The following is a 21,648-nucleotide window of genomic DNA, read 5'->3' on the forward strand; positions in this document are numbered from 1 at the left end:
ACCCCCGCCGCCTCCCCGCCTCCGGTGCCGGACCTCCGCCGTCGGCCGCGGTCGGTGCCTCCGTCCCCGGGACGGACCGGCGCCGGAACCTCGCGGACACCGTGGCGCAAGCACTTGGAACGTCCTCGCACGACCCGACCTGGTGGGCCGATCCGCAGGAAGCCGGCGTGGCCGAGCGGCGGCACGAGGCGGCGGTGACCCCGGCGTGAATTACGCCCCCGTAAAGAAACAGGCGCCTTCGGCAAAACCCCGGTGGAACCCCTTGCCAAATGGATAGCCCAACCCCAGGATGGGGCAACTCGTTTGGCTCAAAACAACCTACCGCTCCCCTCCCTGGCAAGGTGATCACCAGTGGACAGTCAAACGGTCGACAGAACCCTGACCGCGCAGGACGCCCACACCTCGGGCACGCTCAAGCCCAACGCCCTCGGCGTTCTGGGCATCCTCTTCTTCGTCCTGTCCGCACAGGCGCCGCTGACCGGCATCGCCGGGGCCGTGCCCATCGCCGTCGCCCTGGGCAACGGCGCCGGCGCTCCCGCCGCGTACGCCGCGGCGGGGGCCGTCATCCTGCTGTTCTCCGTCGGGTTCGTCGCCATGAGCCGGCACGTCGTGGACGCCGGAGCCTTTTACACCTACATCGGCCGGGGTCTCGGCCGGACCACCGGCTCCGGCAGCGCGGGGGTGGCCCTCTTCTCCTATTGCGCCATCCAGGCGGCCATGTACGGCCTGTACGGAGCCCTGGTGAGCGGCCTCGTCTCGCACTACGCGGGGCTGGACGCGCCGTGGTGGGTCTGGGCGCTGGTCACCATGGCCGTCGTACAGGCGCTCGGCGCCGCGGGCATCGAGATGGGCGCCAAGGTGCTGGCGGTCTTCGTCCTGGCCGAGTTCAGCATCCTGCTCGTCTTCGCCCTGGTCACCCTGCTCAAGGGCGGCGGCCCGGAGGGCCTCGGATTCGCGGAGAGCTTCTCACCGGGCGCGGCCCTGCAGGGGGCACCCGGAGTGGCGGTCATGTTCGCCGTGGCGTCGATGTTCGGTTTCGAGGCCACCGCGATCTACGGCGAGGAGGCCAGGGAGCCCAGCAGGACCGTCCCCAGGGCCACCTACCTCTCGGTGGTCGTCGTCACCGGTTTCTTCGCCCTCACCTCCTGGATGCTGATCTCCTCCCACGGCGCCTCGGCCGCCACGGGCGCCGCGGGAAGCGCGCTGGAGGGCGGCGACGGCGCCGCGTTCGTCTTCGCGCCGGTCGCCGACCTGCTCGGCGGCTGGGTCGACGAGGTACTGCCGGTCCTGCTCGCCACCTCCCTCTTCGCCGGCATCCTCGCCTTCCACAACTCCGCCAACCGCTACCTGTTCTCACTCGGCCGCGAAGGGCTGCTGCCGCGCAGGCTGTGCGTGCTCAACAAGCGGCACGCCCCCTGGGCCGCGGGAGTCGTGCAGACCGCGGTCGCCTGCGCGCTGGTCGTGCCGTTCGCGCTGGCCGGCAAGGACCCCGTACTGACGCTCTTCTCGTGGTTCAGCGGGGTGGCGGTCCTCGGCATGATGCTGCTGCTTCTGCTGACCTCGGTCTCGGTGATCGCCTTCTTCCGCCGGGAGCGCCTGGACACCCGCCCCTGGAACACGGTGATCGCCCCCGCCCTGGGCGCGGCCGGCATCGCGGGGGCGCTCTGGCTGATCCTGGCCAACTTCACCACCCTCATCGGCGGCGACCGGGCCACGGCCACCTGGCTGGAGCTCGCCGTCCCCGCGGTCCTGGCCCTGGGCTTCGTCGCCGCCCGGGTGACCCGCGGCAGGACGACGGCCGGAGGGTGACCTCACCCGTCCCCGGTCCCGGCGCCCGCCCCGGGACCGGGGACGGGACCGGGGACGGGACCGGGGCGGGTGCCCGCCACCCGGTCGAGGAACCCGTCGACAAGGTGGCGGGCGGCCGACCGCGCCGCCTGCTCCAGGTCGCGGGTGCGCGCGAGCAGTCCTCGCGGATCGACTCCGTTCCGCAGGCAGTCCGCCTCCCCTCCGTTCGCGAGGAAGCCCCGCACCAGCGCGGGGCTCGCCTCCGGGTGGAACTGCACGCCCAGGCTGCGTCCGACCCGGAACGCCTGGGGGCCCACGGCGCCGCGGGCCACTTCCACGGCGCCGGGCGGGAGGACGCAGCGGTCGTGGTGCCACTGGAACCACGGCCCGGGCGTTATGAGCCCGGGGTCGTCGGTGTCCACCCCGTACCAGCCGATCTCGGGACGCGGGGCGGGCTCGACTCCGCCGCCGAGGGCGGCGGACAGGGCCTGGGCGCCGAAGCAGACGCCCAGCACCGGGACGCCGAGGTGGTGGGCCTTGCGCAGCAGTGCGAGCTCGCCGCCGATCCAGCCGCCGACGGCCGTGTCGTCGTACACCGACCAGGGGGCGCCGAACACCGTGATCAGATCCCAGTCGCCGGCGTCGGGGAAGTCGAACGACACGTCCGGGGTGTGGTGGCGGTCCTCGGGGACCACGGTCAGGACCGTGAGGTCGTAGCCGTGTTCGGCGAGCCGCGCCCCCACCTCCCCCGGCCGGGTGACGTGCTCGTGCCGGATGACGAGTGCTCGCACGGCCGGCTCTCCCTTCCACGGCTGAAGCTGTGACCCTCCCCGGATCACCCGGATCACCCGGATCACCCGGGCGACAGGCCATCGTACGACTCCAAACAATATGTGCGCCCGCGACCCGGAAGCCCTTGCGGCGGACCGGGGCGATCCATATCGTTTGACCTCAAACATGTTATCCGAGCTGGAGGCCCGCATGCTGGACGCCACCCACGACGAGTGGTTGCGCCGCGCCGGGGCACTGGACCCGTCCGGCGCCCATCACATCGACGGCGCCGACGAACCGGGCGGCGGACGGAGCTACTCCGCGGTCTCCCCCCGCGACGGCCAGGTGCTCGCGAAGGTCGCCGACGCGGGCGCCGCGGAGGTCGACGCCGCCGTGGCCGCCGCCCGCCGCGCCTTCGACTCAGGCCCCTGGCCCCGCCTGTCCCCCGCCGAACGGGGCCGGGCGCTGCTGCGGATCGCCGGACTCCTCGAGGAGCGCCGGGCCGAACTCGCCCTCACCATCAGCCTGGAGATGGGCAAGCCCGTCACCGACGCGTACGAGATCGAGCTGCGCGCCGCGATCAGCACCTTCCGGTGGTACGGGCAACTGGCCGACAAGCTCACGGACGAGTCCCCGCACACGGCCCCCGACTCGCTCGCGCTCGTCACCCGTGAACCGGCCGGTGTCGTCGGCGCGGTGGTGCCGTGGAACTTCCCGCTGACCCTGGCCTCCTGGAAGGTCGCCCCCGCGCTGGCGGCCGGCTGCACCGTCGTCCTGAAGCCCTCGGAGTTCTCGTCCCTGTCCGCGCTGCTGCTCGGGCGGCTCGCCACCGAGGCCGGGCTGCCGCCGGGTGTGCTGAACGTCGTGTGCGGCAACGGACCCACCGCCGGGCGGGCCATCGGCCTGCACCCGGACGTCGACGTGCTCGCGTTCACCGGGTCCACCGCGGTCGGCCGGCACTTCCTGCGGTACGCCGCCGACTCCAACCTCAAGCGGGTCTGGCTCGAACTGGGCGGCAAGTCCCCCAACATCATCCTCCCGGACGCCCCCGACCTGGACCGGGCGGCCGCCACCGCGGCCTGGGGCATCTTCTTCAACCAGGGCGAGATGTGCACGGCCCCCTCCCGGCTGCTGGTCCACTCCTCCGTCGCGGAGCGGGTCACCGAGGCGGTCGTGGAGCGGGCCCGCGCGCTGCGCGTGGGCGACCCCCTCGACCCGGCCACCGAGATGGGCGCGCTGGTCGGCGAGGCCCACCTCGCCCGCGTGCTCGACCACGTCGGCGGCGGCATCGCCGAGGGGGCGCGGCTGCGCACCGGAGGCGGCCGCGCGCTGCCCGGCAGCGGCGGCAGCTTCCTGGAGCCCACGGTCCTCGACCGGGTGGAGCCGGGAATGCGGCTCGCCCGCGAGGAGATCTTCGGGCCGGTGCTGTCCGTCCTCACCTTCGACGACCTCGACGAGGCGGTCGCCCTCGCCAACGCCACCGAGTACGGACTCGCCGCGGGCCTGTGGACCTCCGACCTGTCCACCGCGCACAGGGTCTCCCGGGCGCTGCGGGCCGGCACGGTCTGGGTCAACTGCTACGAGGAGGGCGACCTGACCGTGCCCTTCGGCGGGATGAAGCAGTCCGGCAACGGCCGCGACAAGTCCGCCCACGCCCTCGAGAAGTACACCGAACTCAAGACGACTTGGATCCAGCTGTGACGAACCGGCCGCTGATCGCCGTGCCCGCCCGTTTCGCCGCCTCCACCTCCGCCCTCCGGTACGCCGCCGAGGTCAGCGCCCGCGCCCTGATCGAGGCCGTGTGGCGGGCCGGCGGTGAACCGCTCGCCCTCCACCCGCACGCGCCGGGCGGCACCGCGGACCCGGCCGAGGTGGCCGCCCGGCTGGCCGGGTTCGACGGCCTGCTGCTGCCCGGCGGCGGCGACCTCGCCCCGTACCGCTACGGAGCCGCGGACACGCACACCAGCGTGTACGACGTGGACGACGAGCAGGACGCCTTCGACCTCGAACTGGCCCGGCGGGCACTGGAAACGGGGACGCCTCTGCTCGCGGTGTGCCGCGGCCTCCAGGCCGTCAACGTCGCCCTCGGCGGCACACTGCACCAGGACATGGGCGGGCCGGACACGGAGCACCGCCATCTGGTGCATCCCGTCGCGCTCCGGCCGGGCTCACTGGTCGAGGCGGCCGTCGGCGCGCCCAAGGCGGACGTCTCCTGCTACCACCACCAGCGGGTGGACCGCACCGGTTCCGGCCTGGAAGTGACCGCGCGCGCCGCCGACGGCACCGCGGAGGCCCTCGAACTCCCCGGCGCAAAGGGCTGGTTCACGGCCGTCCAGTGGCATCCCGAGGACACCGCTCATCAGGACCCCGCCCAGCAGGGCCTGTTCGACGCCTTCGTACGTGCCGCCGCACGCCACCGCTGACAAGGGACGAAGCCTCCATGGCCCTCTTGGGACGCCGCAGACGCCGCGCACCACGGCTCGCACCGGAACTCGACGACCCCGCGCTCGGACGGGTCCTGCGCGGCATCGCCGTCTCGCGCGGCTCCGGTCCCCAGGACATCGCCGTCGCGCAGCTGGAGCAGCTGCTCAGGACCACCGGCGACGACTGGGACCGCCGCTGCCACCGGGTCTCCGTCCTCGCCGAGGCGGCGCCCGCCCTCGCCCGCGGCTGGCGGCTGCGCAGGCCGCGGGACCCGGACGCGCTGATCCTGCACGCCTGGGCCGATCTGGCCGTGGCCCGCGCCACCGGCGTCCTGGATGATCCGCGGGCCACGCTGGAGACCTGCCGGCTGGCCGCCGAGGCCTGCCCGGCCGACCCCACGCCGTGGGTCGCACGGCTCGCCCTGCTCAGACTCCTCGGCCGTCCCAGCCGGGAACTCACCCCCGTATGGCGGGAGATCACGGCACGCGACCCGTGGCACCGCGAGGCGCACCTGCAGATCCTCGGCCACCTGTCGCCGGAGGAACGCGGCAGCCAGTCCTCGGTGCGGGAGTTCGTGGACGACGTCGTCGCCGCCATGCCGCCCGGCGCGCCCGCGGCCTGCCTGCCGCTGGCCGCGGCCGTCCGGCAGTTCCACCGCGACCTGGCGGCGGGCGGCACCCGGGCCCTCGGCATGAGCCGCTACTGGGCCCAGCCGCATGTGGCGCCCCTGATCGACGACGCGCTGGAACACTGGCCGCGGCCCGGCTTCCTCACCCACGCCGCCACCGTCGCCGACCTCAACCTGCTCGCCCACGCCCTGGTGCGCGCCGGCCGCACCGCGGACGCGGCGCCGGTGCTCCGCGCCACGGGGGAACTGGTCACCGAATGGCCGTGGAACCACGACGGGGATCCGGTGGAGCGCTACACCTACTGGTACGGCCGGCTGTCCGGCTGACGCGCCGTGTCCGGCAACGGGCGCGGCGGACCGGGCGCGGCGGACCGGGCACGGGCGCCGCCCGGTCAGCCCCTGGACCGGCGGCCGCTGCGCCGCGGCGCGGGCTCCGCGCCGTCGAGCAGCGCGAGGCGGCGCTCCTCGCCGTGCTCCTCCACCTGGAGCACGACGCGACGCAGCCCCTCCGCGACGCTGCGGCACTCCTCCTCGCCGAGCTGCCCGGTGACGAACGCCTCCTCCTCGTTGAACGCCGGGAAGACGCGCCGCATCAGCGCCTCGCCCTCCTCCGTGAGGCTGAGCAGCACCAGCCGGCCGTCGGTCGGATGCCCGGCGCGCCGCACCAGCCCGCGGGACTCCAGGGTGCGGACGACCCCGGTGAGCGTCCCCTTGGAGATGCCGGCCTCCTCCGCCACGTGGCGCGTCTCCGACTCGCCCCAGATCCAGACCACCCACAGCACGACGAACGCCGTCCAGGTCAGGTCTGACCCGCGCAGCACGGAGTTCTCCAGGTGCTGGCGGACGGCGGAGGCGGCGCGGTAGATGTTGGCCACCACGGCCATCTGCTCGCGGCGGACCGGGATGCCGCCGAGTTTCGCCTCCGCCAGTTTCTCGGCTTCGGTGATGGACCGCTGACCGGGCACGGGCGGGCTCCTTCGATCGTTCGGAGCCAAATTGTACGAGCACGGGTGCGCCTGACCACAGGGCACCCGCCGCATGTCACGGCCGTCGGCCGGCCCGCCACGGACCCGCACGGCCCGGCGCCCGGCCGGCACGGCCTCGCGCCCGGCCGGCACGGAACGCCTCACGGGACGGTCACGAGGGCTGGAGCACGGACAGCACATTGCCCGCCGGGTCGGTGAACCAGGCGATCAGCGGGCCACCGCCGCGGAAGATGCCCTTCTCGTCCGCCTCCAGATGCTCGTAGCGCTCGAGTCCGACCCCGCGGGAGGCCAGTTCGTCCACGGCGGCCTCGATGTCGTCGACGGGGAAGTTGAGGACGGTGTACGTCGCCGGGGTGTGGTCCGGCTTGGGGTAGACAAGCACGTCCCGGTCGCCCGCGATGTGCAGGGTGAGCAGTCCGTTCTCCTCGGAGACCCTGATGCCGAGCGTCTCGCCGTAGAACTTCCTGGCCGCGTCGATGTCGTCCACCGAGAAACCGCTGAACGCCTTCGTCGTCGCGAACATGATCGCCTCCTGGGTTTCTCTGTTCATGCACCAGTTCTGTGTTCCTTCACCAGTACGGACCGGACCGGGCCGGCGGACTCATCGCTCGCGCCGCACCGCGTTCGCCCTGCTGCGCCGACGGCCCCGTCCGGCCGATACTGGGCCGGGGCGGTACACACCCGCAGCCGCCGGGGCGGACAACCGGCGTACCCACTGGCGAACCGCAGGACCAGGACGCAGCCACCGCTGCCCGTCTGCCGAGGAGCTACCCGTGAAGATGCTGATCAACGTGGCGGAGACCGTAGTGGCGGACGCGCTGCGGGGCCTGGCCGCCGCCCACCCCGAGCTCGTGGTGGACGTGGAGAACCGGGTGATCGTGCGGCGGGACGCGCCGGTCGCGGGGAAGGTGGGCCTGGTCTCCGGCGGCGGATCGGGGCACGAGCCGCTGCACGCCGGATTCGTCGGTCCCGGCATGCTGTCCGCCGCCTGCCCCGGCGAGGTCTTCACCAGCCCCGTGCCCGACCAGATGGTGCGCGCCGCGGCCGCCGTGGACAGCGGCGCGGGTGTGCTGTTCGTCGTCAAGAACTACACCGGTGACGTCCTCAACTTCGACATGGCGGCGGAGCTCGCCGAGGACGAGGGCGTACAGATCGCGAAGGTGCTCGTCGACGACGACGTGGCGGTCACGGACAGCCTCTACACGGCGGGGCGGCGCGGCACCGGCGGCACCCTGTTCGTGGAGAAGATCGCCGGGGCCGCGGCCGACGAGGGCGCGCCGCTGGAGCGCGTGGAGTCGATCGCCCGGCAGGTCGACGCCTCCTGCCGGTCCTTCGGTGTGGCGCTGAGCGCCTGTACGACCCCGGCCAAGGGCAGTCCCACCTTCGACCTGCCGGCGGGCGAGCTGGAGCTGGGCATCGGCATCCACGGCGAGCCGGGCCGGGAACGGCGCGGCATGATGACCTCGGGCGAGATCGCGGACTTCGCCGTGGACGCCGTGCTGGAGGACCTGCGGCCCACCGGTCCGGTGCTGGCCCTGGTGAACGGCATGGGGGCCACGCCGCTGCTGGAGCTGTACGGCTTCAACGCGGAGGTGCACCGGGTGCTGGCCGAGCGCGGGGTGCCCGTGGCCCGTACGCTCGTCGGGAACTATGTGACCTCGCTCGACATGGCCGGCTGCTCGGTGACACTGTGCCAGGCCGACGAGGAGCTGCTGAGGCTCTGGGACGCGCCGGTGCGTACGGCCGCGCTGCGGTGGGGCTGCTGAACACCGCCCGTACGGCGTGACAGCCGTGCGGGGAGGCGCCCGTACGGGGTGACGACGCGCGCGGCCGTACGGTTACGAGGTCGATACGAGGTCGAGGCGCACCGAGATCGAGGAGGCCACCGGGTGCTGGACGCCGACTTCTTCCGCCGCTGGATGGTGACGGCCGCGGCCGCCGTGGACCGCGAGGCCGGCCGGCTGACCGAACTGGACTCCGCGATCGGCGACGCCGATCACGGCATCAACATGCGGCGCGGTTTCCAGGCCGTCACGCAGGCCCTGGAGAAGGAGCCGCCCGGCACGCCCGGTGCCGTGATGGTGCTGGCGGGCCGGGAGCTGATCTCCAAGGTGGGCGGTGCCTCGGGCCCGCTCTACGGGACGCTGCTGCGGCGCACCGGCAAGGCGCTCGGCGATGCGGCGGAGGTCACCGCGGAGCAGCTGGCCGGGGCGCTGCGCGCGGGTGTGGACGCGGTCGCCGCGCTGGGCGGCGCGGCGCCCGGTGACAAGACGATGCTGGACGCCCTGGTGCCGGCCGTCGGGGCGCTGGGCGGTCCCGGGTCCTTCGGGGCGGCACGCGAGGCCGCGGCGAAGGGGGCGCTGGACACAGTGCCGTTGCGGGCGCGCAAGGGCAGGGCCAGCTATCTGGGCGAGCGCAGCATCGGTCACGAGGACCCCGGTGCGGCCTCCTCGGCCCTGCTGGTCGGCGCGCTGGCGCAGGTGGCCGGGGCATGAGCGGCGGCAGCGAACACGGGGCGGTCGGCATCGTGCTGGTCTCGCACAGCGCGGCCGTCGCCGAGGCCGTGGCCGAACTGGCGAAGGGGCTCGCGGGAGGCGGCGGCACGGTCCGGGTCGCGGCGGCCGGAGGGACCGCCGACGGCGGTCTCGGCACCAGCTCGGAACTGGTCACGGCGGCCGCGCACACGGTGGACCGGGGGGCGGGTGTGGCCGTCCTCGCCGACCTCGGCAGCGCGGTCCTGACCGTCAAGGCCCTCCTCGCCGATGGCGACGAGCTCCCCGGGAACACGCGCCTCGTCGACGCCCCCTTCGTCGAGGGCGCCGTGGCCGCCGTCGTCTCCGCCTCGACGGGCGCCCGTCTGGACGAGGTGGAGGCCGCGGCGGCGGAGGCGTACGCCTACCGCAAGGTGTGAGACTCCGGCCGGGGAGGGCCGCCGTCGCCGCCGCCGCCCGGCAACCCGCCCCGGCCGGGGCCGGCCTGATGCCCCGGCCACGACGGAGCCGCGCCGGGCGGAGGGCCCGCGGCTCCCGGCCGTGTCGCGATGGCAGCCCCTCCTCCTCGGCCGCGACGAGGCGCGAGGCCCGCTCACGCGGATGCGTCCGTGACGACGGCAGCACGGCCTCCGGCCCGAAGGCCCGGCGGGAATCACGGCCCGGCGGGGGCGGTGACCCCATGGCGTGCCGCCCCGGCAGCCGGCTCGCCGGGGCGGTCGGCCCGCGTCCCGGCACCGGCACCGGTGGTGGCGGTGGGGGCGGCCGCGGCCTGCTCCTGATCTCCCAGTTCACGCGGCGTTGGGGCACTCGCCACACCACCGAAGGTAAGATCATCTGGGCCGAACAGCCCTTGCCCGGCCTGTGAGCGCACTCCCCCCCCCGCCGCGCGGAAGCAGGCGCCGCACCGGCGGTGCCTGCGCCCGTCGGGCGGCCGTCCCCGGCCGCCTCCGCCCGGGGCGCGAGCGGGGAGAGGGCGGGGAACGGCGGACCCCGGTCGGTGCCGGGCCGGCACTTCAGTGGCCCCGGTCGACCCACTCCTGAAGGTGCGGGGACTCGGCGCCGATGGTCGTGGAGCCACCGTGCCCGGTCCGTACGACGGTCTCCGGCGGCAGGCTCAGCAGCCGGTCGCGGATCGAGTCGATGATGGTCGGAAAGTGTGAGAACGAACGGCCCGTGGCGCCGGGACCGCCCTGGAAGAGGGTGTCTCCGGTGAACACGGTCCCGAGGGAGGGCGAGTACAGGCACACCGCGCCGGGTGCGTGCCCGGGCGTGTGCAGCACCGTCAGCTCCGTGCCCGCCACCGCGATCACCTGACCGTCCGTCAGTTCGCCGTCGGGTGCCCGGTCGGGGTGGGTCTGCTTCCACAGCGGCAGATCGTCGCCGTGCAGCAGCACGGGTGCGCCGGTACGGGCGGCCAGCGCGGGAGCGGCGTCGATGTGGTCGTTGTGCGCGTGGGTGCAGACGACGGCGCGCAGCGTCCGGCCGCCGAGGGCCCGGGCGATCGCGTCGGCGTCGTGGGCGGCGTCGATGACGACGGCCTCGGAGTCGTCGCCGACGATCCAGACGTTGTTGTCGACGTCCCAGGTGCCGCCGTCCAGCGAGAAGGTGCCGGAGGTGACGATGTGGTCGACGCGGGCGGCCATCAGAACACCACCACGGAACGCAGGACGTCGCCGCCGTGCATCCGCTCGAACGCCTTCTCCACCTCGTCCAGTGCGATCGTCTCGGTGACGAAGGACTCCAGGTCGAGCCGGCCCTGGAGGTGGAGGTCGATCAGCATCGGGAAGTCGCGCGAGGGCAGGCAGTCCCCGTACCAGGAGGACTTGAGCGATCCGCCGCGGCCGAAGACGTCCAGCAGCGGCAGTTCCAGCTTCATGTCCGGGGTCGGCACTCCGACCAGGACGACCGTGCCCGCCAGGTCGCGGGCGTAGAAGGCCTGCTTGTACGTCTCCGGGCGGCCGACCGCCTCGATCACCACGTCCGCGCCGAAGCCGCCGGTCAGCTCGCGGATCGCCTCGACGGCGTCGGTCTCCCTGGAGTTGACCGTGTGGGTGGCGCCCATCTTCCTCGCGGTCTCGAGCTTGCGCGGGTCGATGTCCACGGCGATGATCCTCGCGGCCCCGGCGAGCCGGGAGCCCGCGATCGCCGCGTCCCCGACGCCACCGCAGCCGATGACGGCGACGGTGTCGCCGCGCCCCACGTTGCCGGTGTTGATGGCGGCGCCGATGCCGGCCATCACCCCGCAGCCGAGGAGTCCCGCCACCGCCGGTCTCACCGACGGGTCGACCTTGGTGCACTGCCCGGCCGCCACGAGCGTCTTCTCGGCGAAGGCGCCGATGCCCAGTGCCGGGGACAGCTCGGTGCCGTCGGCCAGCGTCATCTTCCGGCTCGCGTTGTGGGTGTTGAAGCAGTACCAGGGACGACCGCGCAGGCAGGCCCGGCACTGGCCGCACACGGCCCGCCAGTTGAGGATCACGAAGTCGCCGGGGGCGACGTCGGTCACCCCCTCCCCCACCTCCTCCACGATGCCCGCGGCCTCGTGGCCGAGCAGGAAGGGGAAGTCGTCGTTGATGGCGCCCTGCTTGTAGTGCAGATCGGTGTGGCACACTCCGCAGGCCTGCACCCGTACCACCGCCTCGCCCGGACCGGGGTCCGGGACGACGATCGTCTCGATCCGCACCGGTTCGTTCCTGCCCGGGGCGACGACACCGCGTACTTCCTGCGTCATGGGTGCAAGCCTTCCGTGAACCCGGTGCGCACACCGGGCCGTCCGAGTGATCCCAAGAATCCGTATCACGGATTTCCGCGCGCCACAGGCCGATACGCGGCGGCGCACGGACGCGAACGGGGCCCCCGCACGGTTGCGGAGGAGGAGGGCGGGAAAGCAGTGCTCGCACATATGATCTGCTGCCATGAGGGCGTACGCGAGGGGATCCGGGAGCGACGGCCGCCCGCCGTCCGCTCTGCGGGCCTGCGTGCCGGCCGTCCTGGTGCTGCTGACCCTCCTGGGTGCCTCTCCGGCGCACACGGGCGCGCACGCTTCGGGCGGGGACGCGGGGCACGCGCCGGCGCGGTCCCTCGGCCGGGTCCTTGAGCCCGCGCCCGCGCGGCTCTCCGCTCCTCCGGTCCCGTGGCAGCCGTACGCGCCCGCCGGCGCCGGGCGCCCGGCGTCACCGGCCGTCGCCGCGCCGGACGGCGCGCACGGCTGGGAAGACGACGGCAGCTCGTGCCACGGCGACGCGGGGCAGCCCGCGCGGGCCGTGCTGCCGGGCCCGGTGGGACCCCTCGCCGCGACCGCGCCCCCGTGCGGCGTCCAGCCCGTGCACAGCGCGGGCGGTGCGGGGATCCGCGGACCCTCCAGCGAGGCGCCCTCCCGCGTCGACCTGCACCTTCTCCAGATTCAGCGCACCTAGCCCGGTACCGCCTGTTCGGCCCCGAGACGCACCTGTCCGTGCGTCTGTCCACCCGGTGTTCCCTATACAGACAAGGGCTTTCCCATGGGCTCCGCCAAGACGAACAAGAGCAGCGGCACCAAGAACTCCCCCAAGCGGTCGGCGGCCAACGACCGCCGGGCGAAGATCGAGGAGGCGCGCCGGCTCGAACGCGCCCGCGAGCGCCGTATGCGCGTCATCACCATCGTCGCCTCGGCGGCGATCGTCACCGCCCTGGCCGGCGGTGTCTGGTACTTCCTCAGCGAGGACAAGAAGCAGGAGCAGGCGGCGGCCGCGGCGCGGGACGCCGACATCAAGGGGGTGAAGACCTGGAAGGACCTCACCCAGAACCACGTCTCCAAGCCCGTCGACTACCCGATGAACCCGCCGGTCGGCGGCGACCACAACCAGGTCTGGATGAACTGCGACGCGGACGTCTACGCCAAGGAGATACCGAACGAGAACGCCGTGCACTCCCTGGAGCACGGCGCCGTGTGGGTCACCTACAACGACAAGGCGGCGGCCGCCGACGTCGAAAGGCTGAAGAAGCGCGTGTCGGCCACGACTTATTCGCTGATGAGTCCCGTGCCGGACCAGGACTCCCCGATCGTGCTCAGTGCCTGGGGCGCGCAACTGAAGGTCGGCGCCGCGTCCGACAGCCGTGTCGAGGCGTTCTTCGACAAGTACGTCCAGGGCAAGCAGACCCCCGAGCCCGGTGCGGCCTGCACCGGCGGGCGCGACGCGTGAGCGCGGCCATCACCCTGCGGCGGCTGGCGGTGGCCGGTGCGCTGGTCGCCGCACTCGTCGCGGGCCTGCTCGGCTATGTGGCGGGGGCCCGCGGCGACACGGCGGACCGGACCCCGCCGCAGGCCCCGAACGCCTCCGACACCGGTTTCGCCCGTGACATGTCGGTCCACCACCAGCAGGCCGTCGAGATGTCCTTCATCGTCCGGGACCGCACGGACGACGAGGAGGTGCGGCGGCTCGCGTACGACATCATCAACACCCAGGCGAACCAGCGGGGGATGATGCTGGGCTGGCTGGAGGCCTGGGGCGAGCCGAAGAGTTCGGGGCGGCCTCCCATGGAGTGGATGGACGGTCACCGTCACACCGCGCCCCGTGACGGCGCCCTGATGCCCGGCATGGCGACCGACGCGGAACTCGACGGGCTGCGCGCCGCGAAGGACGAGGACGCGGAGGTGCGCTACCTGCGGCTGATGACCGCCCATCACACCGCGGGGGCCGAGATGGCCTCGGCGGCCGCGGAGCAGGCGGCCAGCGAGGAGATCCGTACGCTCGCGGCCGGGATGGCGCGCGCCCAGGAGTCCGAGATCACGCTGATGGCGGACATGCTCGGCGAGCGCGGCGCGAAGGCTTGAGCCGGCCCGGCTGAGGGCGGCGTGGCGCGGGGCGGGCCCCTCTCAGGAGGGGCCCCGCCCCGCCGCCTGGATCTGCTCGTACACATGGGCGCAGCTCGGCGAACCGGGGGTCGGCGCGGGTGCGCAGCTGGTCCCGCTCGTCGGGCAGGTCGATCCTCAACAGCTCCCGCACGACGGTGGGTGAGCCCGGCAGGATCAGCACGCGCTGCCCCAGGTAGACCGCCTCGTCGATGTCGTGCGTGACGAAGAGGACGGTCACGCCGATGGGGTATGTGCACACCGACGGCCGGCTGTTCCGGCTCGGTCCCCGCGTCCTGGGGCCCGGGTACGCCTGTACGAGAAGATCCTCGCCGGCAACTTCGCGCCCTGGGTTCTGGACCTCGGGTTGTCCGTGGAGAGGACCGGGGACCGCGGTGTGCTGCTGCGGCTGCCGTGGTCGGACCGGCTGGCGCGCGAGGGCGGGGGCCTGTCGGGCCAGGCCCTGATGGCTGCCGCCGACACCGCCACCGTCATCGCGGTGTCCGCGGCCCGCGGCGGCTTCGTCCCGATGACCACGGTGCAGCAGTCCACGACGTTCCAGCGCGCGGTCACCGGCAGCGACGTACTGATCGAGGTGTTCCTCACCAAACTCGGCCGCCGCATGGCCTTCGCCGACATCACCATGACGCCGGAAGGGTCCGCGGAGGCCGCCGCCCGCGCGTCGACGGTCTACGCGCTCCTCGGCTGAGGCCCGACCGCGGTGGGCCCGCGTCCGGCGGCGGAGCACCGGTCGCGCCGGGCCCAGCGGGCCGGGCCGGTCGCGCTGACCGCGTGGACCGCGTGGATCAGGTGACGGCGAGCACGGTGGCCGCCGTGATCACGACCATCGCGGCCGCCATCTCGCGCATCGCCTTCCGTACGCTGTCCCCCGCCCACTGCCCCTCGGCGATCTCGGCCATGCGCGGCTCCACCCGCCTGCGGGGCACCCGGGGGAAGGCGATCCGGTGCAGTTTCGCCGAGTGCAGCAGGGCCACCAGTCCGCTCGTACGGTCGTCCGGCTCCTCGCCGTTCAGTACCACCGCGTCCAGCCGGGCCCGCAGCTCCCGCTCCACCGACCCGTCGGCCTCCGGGTAGCGGTGGACGGGGAACATGCCGAGCCTCCGGTGCTCCTCCTCCCGCACCAGACCCCGTTCGCACAGGCTCTCGACGGTGGCACGCACGGCCCTGGGCTGTTCCTCGGAGAGCCACTGGACGACCTTGCCGCCGCCGTTCTTCCGCGCGGTCCAGTCCGCGATCCGTTCCAGCCGGACGTCCAGCAGGGCGACGCCCGTCGGGGAGGGGTCGGGGACCTCCAGCCGTCCGGCGGAAACCGACACACGCCCGGCCAGGACCAGTTCCAGCAGGGTGCCGCCGGCGACCGCCCAGGCCGCGTGCTGCCGCTCCTTGGCCTGGCCGGACTCGTCGTCCAGCGACAGCAGCATGATCTCCTCGCCCAGTGTGACGGGCACGTCGGCTCCTCTCCTCGTCGGCCACTGAGGAGGACGGGTGAACGACCTCAGTGGTTGCCGCGGCCGGGCCGGGGGGAACCCCCGCGGCTCCCGGGCTCGGCGCGGAACCGGGCGATCGGCGCGGTGAGGCTGATCCACCCGGAGGTGGCACCGTCCCACACATACCCGTCGCCGTAGTACCGCGGGGTGAGGTATTCGAACTCCTGGCTGCCGCCGATCATGTGGTCCAGGGCGTCGAGGTAGGTGAGGACGTCCTCCCGGCCGCCGAGGGGGCCGTTGCGTATGCGGTCCCGGGTCTCGATGTACGCGAGTTCGTGCCGCTCGGCCAGGCCGCACACCCGGTTCACGGCCTGCTGAAGGCTCAGTCCGTCGTGTGCGCGCACCACACGGACGGCGTTCATGGTGTCGTGCAGGGCGTGCTCCTTGCGCCAGGACAGCACGTCGTTGATGAGGATCATCTGGCGCACCGCGTGCCGGTGCAGGGCGACGACGTCCGGGTCCGAGTGGAGCGAGGTCGCGTCCACGCCGGCGCCGTACTCGGTGAGCAGCAGGATGAAGGGAAAGCCGAAGCTGTCCACGCGCACGCTCAGATAGGAGTCGAGGTCGGGCACCGTCTCCGTCGAGCGGTACGACAGCTCCGCGCCGCTCGCGCGCAGGTTGGCCTCCAGGCTGTCCCTGAACCGCCGCACCTGCGGCTCGGCCAGCCCCGGGGTGATGCGGCGCCACAGATCGCCCGCTGCGCGGCTGTAGGGGAAGTCGTCGTCCGGGGCGGCCTCGGGCCCGAAGGAAGCCATGATCCTGGCGAAGGCGGCGCGGGCCCGGTCGTGCCCGGAGCCCACCGCGCCGCGGTCCGCCCCGGCGTCGTCGACGACGGTGGCGAACTGGTAGAAATCGGCTATGTCGCGGGCGCGTTCCTCGGTGGCGGCGGGCACGGTGAGCGAGCCGTAGAGACCGTTGCGCTGCCGGAGGAAGGCCAGCAGTGCCCGCTCGTCGGCGAAGCAGTCGCCGAGCATCCGGCACACCCAGGCGTTGGACTGGAACTCGATCTGGGCGGCCTTCGGATGGTAGGCCACCGGCAGCAGTCTGGGCAGTTCGGGTATGTGGAACTCTTCCTCGGTCCCGTCGCCGCTGAGGACGGCCGGGGCCGTCCCGACGAGCGGAAGCGCCGCGGGAGCGGTCGTGGTACGAGGACGCGTGATGCCGGCCATGGTCGCTCCTGACGTTCTGGTGCCGGGGTTCTGGGTCGAATGGGTCACGAGACCCGTGCGCAGAGGCTCCGGGCCAGTCTTCGCATCGTCGCGGTGACCGCCGGCGGGAAGGGGGCCCGGCCGAGAACGGCCAGCGCCATCCTGTGGCGGTCGGTGATCATACGTTCCACCTCCTGACGGGCGCCAGTCTCCTCGAGTACCGCCCGTACCGCGCCGGCTTGCCGCTCGTCGAGCGCCTGATCGCCCACCAGGTCTTCCAGGAGCCGGAGTTGGGAAGGGGAGGCCCGTTCGGCCGCGATGGCCATCAGCACCGTGTGCTTGCCCTCCCGGAGGTCGTCGACCACGGGTTTGCCGGTCTTCAGCGGGTCGCCGAAGACACCGAGGAGGTCGTCGCGGAACTGGAACGCCTCGCCGACGGGAAGGGCGAAGTCGGTGCAGGCCTCGGTGGTGGCGCTGTCCGCTCCGGCCAGCACCGCGCCGAGGTGCAGCGGGCGTTCGACGGTGTACTTGGCCGTCTTGTAGCGGGCGATGGCCAGGGCACGGGCGAACTCGCCGCCCTCCGCGCCGCCGTCGCCGAGCAGGTCGAGGTACTGACCCAGCATCACCTCGGTGCGCATGGCATCCAGTACGGCGGTCGCCGCGCGCTCCCGGTCGTGGGCGAGGCCCGCGGTGTGGAGGAGTTCGTAGGACCAGACCAGGGTCAGGTCCCCCAGCAGTACGGCGGCGTTGCTGCCGAAGCGGTCGGCGTCACCCCGGCCGCCCTGCCGGCGGTGGATGTCCGCGAGCGCCCGGTGCACGCTCGGCTGTCCCCGCCGGGTGGCGCTGCCGTCCATGACGTCGTCGTGGATCAGCGCGAACGCGTGGAAGAGTTCCAGGGACGCCGCCGCCCGGAGGACGGGGTCCAGGTCTCCCTCTCCTCTTCCCGCGTACCAGCCGCAGACGCACAGCACCGGCCGGATCCGTTTGCCGCCGGCGAGGACGAAGCCGCGCAGGGTCCCGATCGCCGCCGAGAGCGCGGGAGTGTCCGCGTCACGGAGTTTGGCGTCGAGGAAGCCGGCCAAGACCGCGTCGACGGCGACGCGGATCTCCGACGTGTCGATCGCCGGCGCGTCGATCGACGAAGGGTGGTCCCCCTCATGCGTCAGCAGAGAAGCGGATGAACTTAAGACCCCCATGAAGCCCCCTGCCCCGACGGCCGTGCCCGGCACGTACCGACCTCACGCGCCCGCGCGCGAACGGCGCACCGACGACGAACTTCTGGGCACAGCGCACGCCAGGCGCACGTGTCATATGCCCGTGAACAACAGTCTGAGCCTTCACTCGTTGAGGGCTGCACAAACTAACGGATCAGTAAAGGCGGAGCCTCCGTCACGAAGGCAAAAGGTAAGGCGCTTCGCCCCGTAACACCCGATCTGCCCCTGAGGCGGGGACCGTCCCGGCGCTGCCGGACTCGCTGCCGGGCGGGCAGCCGGAGGCGGCGGCCCGCGCCGCCTCCGGGTACCGGCCCCGGGCCGGGAGGCGTTCCGGTGCCCGTCGCCCCGCCGGACCGGCCCCGGGCCGGGGCATCCCACCGGTTCCACGGGCCCGGCGCGCTCACGGCGGGTCCTGGGAAAGCGGGGAGGCGGCCCGCTCCGCGTCGCCCGTCCCCCTGGCGGCCGCGACACGGGTGGCCGTGACACGGGTGGTCGTCGCCGGACACCGCCCTGGTCGCCCCACCGCCCGGCGGATGCGGGCGCGTCGGGGGCGGCGCGCACCGTACTCCCGGCGTGCGGAGCCGTACTCCGAGCGGACGCTCCCCGACTCCGAGCCCACGAAGCCGAACCGCCGGCAGCCGCTCCCCGACTCCGAGCGGGCGGGGCAGTGACCGCGGCCGTGGGTGTGGCCGTGGCCGGGAGCGGAGCCCACGGCGTGTCGCGAGAGTCGCGCCGTCCGCCCGCCGGGCGGGACTCCCGCGTCACGCCCTACGACTCACCGGTCAGCGGGCGCGGCGGCAGCCCGGCCGCGGCCAGTTCGTCACGGGCCCGGACGGCCAGCGAGTCGGCACCGCAGCGGATGGCGCGCTCGACTCCGCGGTAGAGGTACTCGGCGGCCTCGGAGAGCCGCCCGGCCCGCCGCAGGGCCACGCCGAGATCGACTTCGACACAGGCGAGGTCGTAGGCCGACGGCGACTGCTCCAACTGCGCGACCGCGCGCTCCAGCAGTCCGACGGCCTCGGCGCCCTCGGTCAGCCGTGCCGCGACGTGCAGGGCCTGACCGACGGCGGTCTCCGTGCCGAAGCGCACGGCACGCCGCAGGGTCTCCTGACCGAGTTCCCGGGCCCGTTCGGGATCGGCGGCATGGGTGGCGAGCGCGTACTGCGACAGCCACGCGGACCACACGGGGTTGTGCGATCCGGAGATGTCGAGCCTGCGCCCGTTGTCCGAGAGGCACTCGGCGGCCTCCTTGGCCATGCCGCGGGCGAGCAGCAGCCGGCCGCGTACGGTCCGGGCGTCGGGCACGGTCACCGCCGGCGGGAAGGGCTCGGTGAACCCGTAGCGCTCGCTCAGCTCCTCGGCCGCATCGATCCTGCCTCGGGCGAGCAGGATCTCCGTCAGCGCCCCGACCGCGTCCCAGTGCACGGGGGCGCCGCGCCCCACGCGTTCCGCGAGGCTCAGCCCGGCGCGGGCGAAGTCCTCCGCGTCGGCGAGCCGCCCGGTGCGGTACTCGGTGTAGCCGAGGAAGGTGTAGCTGACCGCCAGCGGCGCCCCGCGCCATCCGTGGCGCTCGAACTCGGCGATGCCCTCGGTAAGAAGGGCCCTGGCGCGGTCCGGCCGGTCGCAGGCGAGGAAGGTGAGGGCCGCCACCGAGGGGGCCTCGAAGCCCCAGTTCTCGTCGTCGGTCCAGCCCATGCCACGCGCGACGGCGCGTTCCGCGTGGTCCAGGGCGGTCTCCGCCGGTTCTCCGCGCATCACGGCGTCCCAGCCGCGCAGCGCGAGCAGGCAGCGTTCGGTGCGGTTGCGGCCGGTGAGCCGTTCGGTGAGACGCTTCAGTTCCTGGGAACGGGCCGGGGCTTCGGCCTCGTCCAGCGTGGAGAAGACACCGACCAGGAAGCGCTGGGCGTGCAGCCGCAGCGCCATCGCCGGGTCGGCGGTCGCAGCGGCCTCCTGTTCGACCACTTCCAGTGCCTCGCCGGGGCGGCCGCCGTATCCCAGGGCCAGCGCGAGGCGCAGGACGACCCCCTCGCGCAGTTCCGGGTCGAGGGCGGGTTCGGCGAGGGCCTCGCGCAGGTGGCCGACCCTGGCGGCGGGGTCCTGGACGAGGGCCGGGTGGCCGAGTTCGTACAGCACCATGGCCCGTTCCTCCCTGGAGGGAGGTTCCTGCAGCGCCCGGATGAGGCATCGGCGGGCCGCGTCGGGGGCGCCCGTGCGCAGCAGTTCCCGTGCGGCGTAACGCAGTTGCTGCACGACCCGGTGGTCGTCCTCGGGGTGGGTCTCCAGCAGGTGGCGCGCGGCGGCGGTGGGCCCGCGCCCGGAGTCGATGAGTTCCCACGCCACTTTGCCGTGCAGGGCGACCCTTATCGCCGCGGGTATGGCCCGGTACACCGCCTCGGCGATCAGCGGGTGGGTGAACTCCAGTGTCCTCTCCCCTCCGTCGGCCTTGAGGATGCGCGCCTTGCGCAGCCGCTTGGCCGCGGCCAGCGCCGCCTCGGGGGTGAGGGCCGACACGGAGGCGGCGAGCCCCATGGATGCCTCGGCGCCCAGCAGAGCGGCGGCCCAGGCGAGGCGTACGGCGTTGATGCCCAGCGGCTCCAGCCGCTCCAGCACCCCGCTGCCACGGGTGGTGGCCGCCATGTTCCGCAGCAGGGGCGCCTGTTCCTGCGAGGGAACCATGCCCCGGTCGCGGGCCTTCGCGGCCAGCTCGACCGTCTCGAAGGGGTTTCCGCCGGTGACGACCCAGGCCTCGTGGCAGAATTCCTGGTCCGCCTCCGCGCCCAGGGCCTCCTTCATCAGGGTGGTCACGGCGGCGGAGGACAGCGGCGCGAGGTCGAAGGGGCGGACGCGGCTGCGTCCGACCGCCTCGGCCAGGTCCGCGCCCTCGGCCGGCAGCGCGTCGGGGCGGTAGGCCACGATGAGCAGCACCGGGTACTCCTGGACGCGGGAGGCGAACGAGGCGACCCAGGCGAGGGATTCCGCGTCGGCCCAGTGGACGTCGTCGATCACGACGACCAGCGGACCGCGCTGGACGGCTATGTTCGCGAGCACCCGGTCGAGGCCGTCGCGCACACCCGGCGGATCGGGTGCCACCCCGTCCTGTGCCGGGCACAGCCCGACACAGGGGCCGACGATGCCGAAGCGGTCGCCCAGCAGTTCGGCCCGCTCACGTTCGGGATAGGAGGTGAGCAGTGGCCGGAAGAGCTGCTGGACCACGTGGAAGGCGGCGTTCTGCTCGCGCTCGCCACCGCGGCCGAACAGCACGGTGCAGCCGCGGCGGACGGCCATGCTGCGCACCTCGGTCACCACGGTCGTCTTGCCCGCGCCCGCGGGACCGGTGAAGGCGAGGAGTCTGCCGCGCGGCGTCTCGCCGGGGGTGGCTCCCCCTTCGGGGCGGCCGACCAGTTCGTCCAGGGCCGTCTGGGCGGCGACTATCTCGGAGTCGCGTTCCAGCAGCCTGCGGGACGACCGCGCGGCGCGCGCCACCGCCCCGGTGATCGGCGCCTCAGGTGTGCCGGGCCCGTCCTGCACGCTCATTCGCGAAGTCTATCTACGGGTCCGTCACGGAAGAGAAGGGTGTTGGCCAACAATCTTATTTCGCCGACGAGTCCGGAAACAGCCGCCTAGAATGCGCCACAGCGCCTTCGGACTTGAATGGCCGTCAGTGTCCGAAGGCGACTGTGCGTGTGCCGCGTGGTGCTGCGTGTGCTGCGGGTCCGTCGGGTTCGCCGGTCCGTCGGTCCGTCGGGTTCGCGGGTCCGTTACGGCAGGTTGCGGGCCATGACGACGCGCTGGACCTGGTTGGTGCCCTCGTAGATCTGGGTGATCTTGGCGTCGCGCATCATCCGCTCGACCGGGTAGTCA

Annotated in this window: 23 protein-coding genes and 1 pseudogene; 12 read left to right on the top strand and 12 right to left on the bottom strand. The window is 73.4% G+C overall.

Translation table 11 applies throughout. From position 1 onward, the window contains the following. Both GUY61_RS39190 and GUY61_RS15300 read left to right on the top strand, forming a co-directional pair. The coding region (locus GUY61_RS39190) for a hypothetical protein (RefSeq protein ID WP_208106019.1) at positions 1 to 209 on the top strand (209 nt) is incomplete at its 5' end. 142 nt (positions 210 to 351) lie between these two features. Continuing rightward, positions 352 to 1,809: an APC family permease gene (locus GUY61_RS15300; RefSeq protein WP_166630706.1), complete on the top strand. Its 1,458-nt coding sequence runs from the start codon at positions 352 to 354 to the stop codon at positions 1,807 to 1,809. 2 nt (positions 1,810 to 1,811) lie between these two features. Here GUY61_RS15300 and GUY61_RS15305 read toward each other — a convergent pair whose 3' ends face one another. Beyond that, a complete protein-coding gene (locus GUY61_RS15305; protein WP_166630707.1) occupies positions 1,812 to 2,579 on the bottom strand; it encodes a glutamine amidotransferase-related protein in 768 nt (255 codons plus the stop codon). A 190-nt stretch (positions 2,580 to 2,769) separates the two neighbouring features. Between GUY61_RS15305 and GUY61_RS15310 the strand changes: the two genes are divergently transcribed. The 3 genes from GUY61_RS15310 to GUY61_RS15320 are packed head-to-tail and all read left to right on the top strand — an operon-like array spanning position 2,770 to position 5,938. Beyond that, on the top strand, positions 2,770 to 4,260 hold the full coding sequence (locus GUY61_RS15310) for an aldehyde dehydrogenase (protein WP_166630725.1): 1,491 nt from the start codon (positions 2,770 to 2,772) through the stop codon (positions 4,258 to 4,260). Beyond that, complete coding sequence (locus GUY61_RS15315; protein WP_166630708.1) at positions 4,257 to 4,982, top strand: gamma-glutamyl-gamma-aminobutyrate hydrolase family protein; 726 nt, start codon at positions 4,257 to 4,259, stop codon at positions 4,980 to 4,982. Before GUY61_RS15310 ends, GUY61_RS15315 begins: the two co-directional genes overlap by 4 nt. A 17-nt stretch (positions 4,983 to 4,999) precedes the next feature. Continuing rightward, positions 5,000 to 5,938 (top strand): hypothetical protein, encoded by a 939-nt coding sequence (locus GUY61_RS15320; protein WP_166630709.1) that lies wholly within the window; start codon positions 5,000 to 5,002, stop codon positions 5,936 to 5,938. A 65-nt stretch (positions 5,939 to 6,003) separates the two neighbouring features. Here the strand turns inward: GUY61_RS15320 and GUY61_RS15325 are convergent, their stop codons facing one another. Next, entirely contained in the window at positions 6,004 to 6,576 is a 573-nt protein-coding gene (locus tag GUY61_RS15325) for a MarR family winged helix-turn-helix transcriptional regulator (RefSeq protein WP_166630710.1), read from the bottom strand. Positions 6,577 to 6,748: 172 nt separating this feature from the next. Next, a complete protein-coding gene (locus GUY61_RS15330; protein ID WP_166630726.1) occupies positions 6,749 to 7,120 on the bottom strand; it encodes a VOC family protein in 372 nt (123 codons plus the stop codon). A 250-nt stretch (positions 7,121 to 7,370) separates the two neighbouring features. On the opposite strand from GUY61_RS15330, the gene dhaK reads away from it, so the two are divergent. The 3 genes from dhaK (at position 7,371) to GUY61_RS15345 (ending at position 9,508) form a co-directional block, all read left to right on the top strand. Then, complete coding sequence (gene dhaK / locus GUY61_RS15335; protein ID WP_166630711.1) at positions 7,371 to 8,363, top strand: dihydroxyacetone kinase subunit DhaK; 993 nt, start codon at positions 7,371 to 7,373, stop codon at positions 8,361 to 8,363. Between the two features lie 123 nt (positions 8,364 to 8,486). Continuing rightward, positions 8,487 to 9,092 carry a dihydroxyacetone kinase subunit DhaL gene (gene dhaL / locus GUY61_RS15340; protein WP_166630712.1) on the top strand — a complete coding sequence of 202 codons (606 nt, stop codon included), beginning with the start codon at positions 8,487 to 8,489 and terminating at the stop codon, positions 9,090 to 9,092. Beyond that, positions 9,089 to 9,508, top strand: coding sequence for a PTS-dependent dihydroxyacetone kinase phosphotransferase subunit DhaM (locus GUY61_RS15345; RefSeq protein WP_166630713.1), 420 nt, complete (start codon positions 9,089 to 9,091; stop codon positions 9,506 to 9,508). Before dhaL ends, GUY61_RS15345 begins: the two co-directional genes overlap by 4 nt. A 233-nt stretch (positions 9,509 to 9,741) precedes the next feature. Here the strand turns inward: GUY61_RS15345 and GUY61_RS15350 are convergent, their stop codons facing one another. The 3 genes from GUY61_RS15350 to GUY61_RS15360 form a co-directional block, all read right to left on the bottom strand. Continuing rightward, on the bottom strand, positions 9,742 to 9,903 hold the full coding sequence (locus GUY61_RS15350) for a hypothetical protein (RefSeq protein WP_166630714.1): 162 nt from the start codon (positions 9,901 to 9,903) through the stop codon (positions 9,742 to 9,744). A gap of 199 nt (positions 9,904 to 10,102) precedes the next feature. Next, positions 10,103 to 10,732, bottom strand: a complete 630-nt coding sequence (locus tag GUY61_RS15355; protein ID WP_166630715.1) for an MBL fold metallo-hydrolase — start codon at positions 10,730 to 10,732, stop codon at positions 10,103 to 10,105. Further along, complete coding sequence (locus GUY61_RS15360) at positions 10,732 to 11,817, bottom strand: S-(hydroxymethyl)mycothiol dehydrogenase (RefSeq protein ID WP_166630716.1); 1,086 nt, start codon at positions 11,815 to 11,817, stop codon at positions 10,732 to 10,734. Before GUY61_RS15360 ends, GUY61_RS15355 begins: the two co-directional genes overlap by 1 nt. 184 nt (positions 11,818 to 12,001) lie before the next feature. Here GUY61_RS15360 and GUY61_RS15365 point away from each other — a divergent pair, with 184 nt between their 5' ends. From GUY61_RS15365 to GUY61_RS15375, 3 genes are all read left to right on the top strand, one after another. Next, on the top strand, positions 12,002 to 12,502 hold the full coding sequence (locus GUY61_RS15365) for a hypothetical protein (protein ID WP_166630717.1): 501 nt from the start codon (positions 12,002 to 12,004) through the stop codon (positions 12,500 to 12,502). Between the two features lie 84 nt (positions 12,503 to 12,586). Further along, complete coding sequence (locus tag GUY61_RS15370) at positions 12,587 to 13,267, top strand: DUF3105 domain-containing protein (RefSeq protein WP_166630718.1); 681 nt, start codon at positions 12,587 to 12,589, stop codon at positions 13,265 to 13,267. Further along, positions 13,264 to 13,899, top strand: a complete 636-nt coding sequence (locus tag GUY61_RS15375; RefSeq protein WP_166630719.1) for a DUF305 domain-containing protein — start codon at positions 13,264 to 13,266, stop codon at positions 13,897 to 13,899. Before GUY61_RS15370 ends, GUY61_RS15375 begins: the two co-directional genes overlap by 4 nt. Before the next feature lie 42 nt (positions 13,900 to 13,941). On the opposite strand, the pseudogene GUY61_RS40185 reads toward GUY61_RS15375, so the two are convergent. Continuing rightward, positions 13,942 to 14,161: pseudogene (locus GUY61_RS40185) on the bottom strand (ABC transporter ATP-binding protein); the annotation flags it as partial. Positions 14,162 to 14,230: 69 nt separating this feature from the next. Between GUY61_RS40185 and GUY61_RS15390 the strand changes: the two are divergent. Beyond that, positions 14,231 to 14,626 carry a PaaI family thioesterase gene (locus GUY61_RS15390; protein ID WP_166630727.1) on the top strand — a complete coding sequence of 132 codons (396 nt, stop codon included), beginning with the start codon at positions 14,231 to 14,233 and terminating at the stop codon, positions 14,624 to 14,626. A gap of 97 nt (positions 14,627 to 14,723) precedes the next feature. Here GUY61_RS15390 and GUY61_RS15395 read toward each other — a convergent pair whose 3' ends face one another. The 5 genes from GUY61_RS15395 to GUY61_RS15415 all read right to left on the bottom strand — a co-directional run. Then, positions 14,724 to 15,386 carry a GPP34 family phosphoprotein gene (locus tag GUY61_RS15395; protein ID WP_166630720.1) on the bottom strand — a complete coding sequence of 221 codons (663 nt, stop codon included), beginning with the start codon at positions 15,384 to 15,386 and terminating at the stop codon, positions 14,724 to 14,726. 47 nt (positions 15,387 to 15,433) lie between these two features. Further along, the gene (locus tag GUY61_RS15400) at positions 15,434 to 16,594 is read right to left on the bottom strand and encodes a terpene synthase family protein (protein ID WP_166630721.1); all 1,161 of its coding nucleotides are present in this window, start codon (positions 16,592 to 16,594) and stop codon (positions 15,434 to 15,436) included. 44 nt (positions 16,595 to 16,638) lie between these two features. Next, positions 16,639 to 17,769, bottom strand: a complete 1,131-nt coding sequence (locus GUY61_RS15405) for a polyprenyl synthetase family protein (RefSeq protein WP_166630722.1) — start codon at positions 17,767 to 17,769, stop codon at positions 16,639 to 16,641. A gap of 786 nt (positions 17,770 to 18,555) precedes the next feature. Continuing rightward, the gene (locus GUY61_RS15410) at positions 18,556 to 21,321 is read right to left on the bottom strand and encodes an AAA family ATPase (RefSeq protein WP_166630723.1); all 2,766 of its coding nucleotides are present in this window, start codon (positions 21,319 to 21,321) and stop codon (positions 18,556 to 18,558) included. 224 nt (positions 21,322 to 21,545) lie between these two features. Beyond that, a partial coding sequence (locus tag GUY61_RS15415) for an acyl-CoA dehydrogenase family protein (protein ID WP_166630724.1) occupies positions 21,546 to 21,648 on the bottom strand: 103 nt, incomplete at its 5' end.

Origin of the sequence: Streptomyces sp. GC420, assembly GCF_009916105.1 — a bacterium.
Taxonomy (GTDB): domain Bacteria; phylum Actinomycetota; class Actinomycetes; order Streptomycetales; family Streptomycetaceae; genus Streptomyces.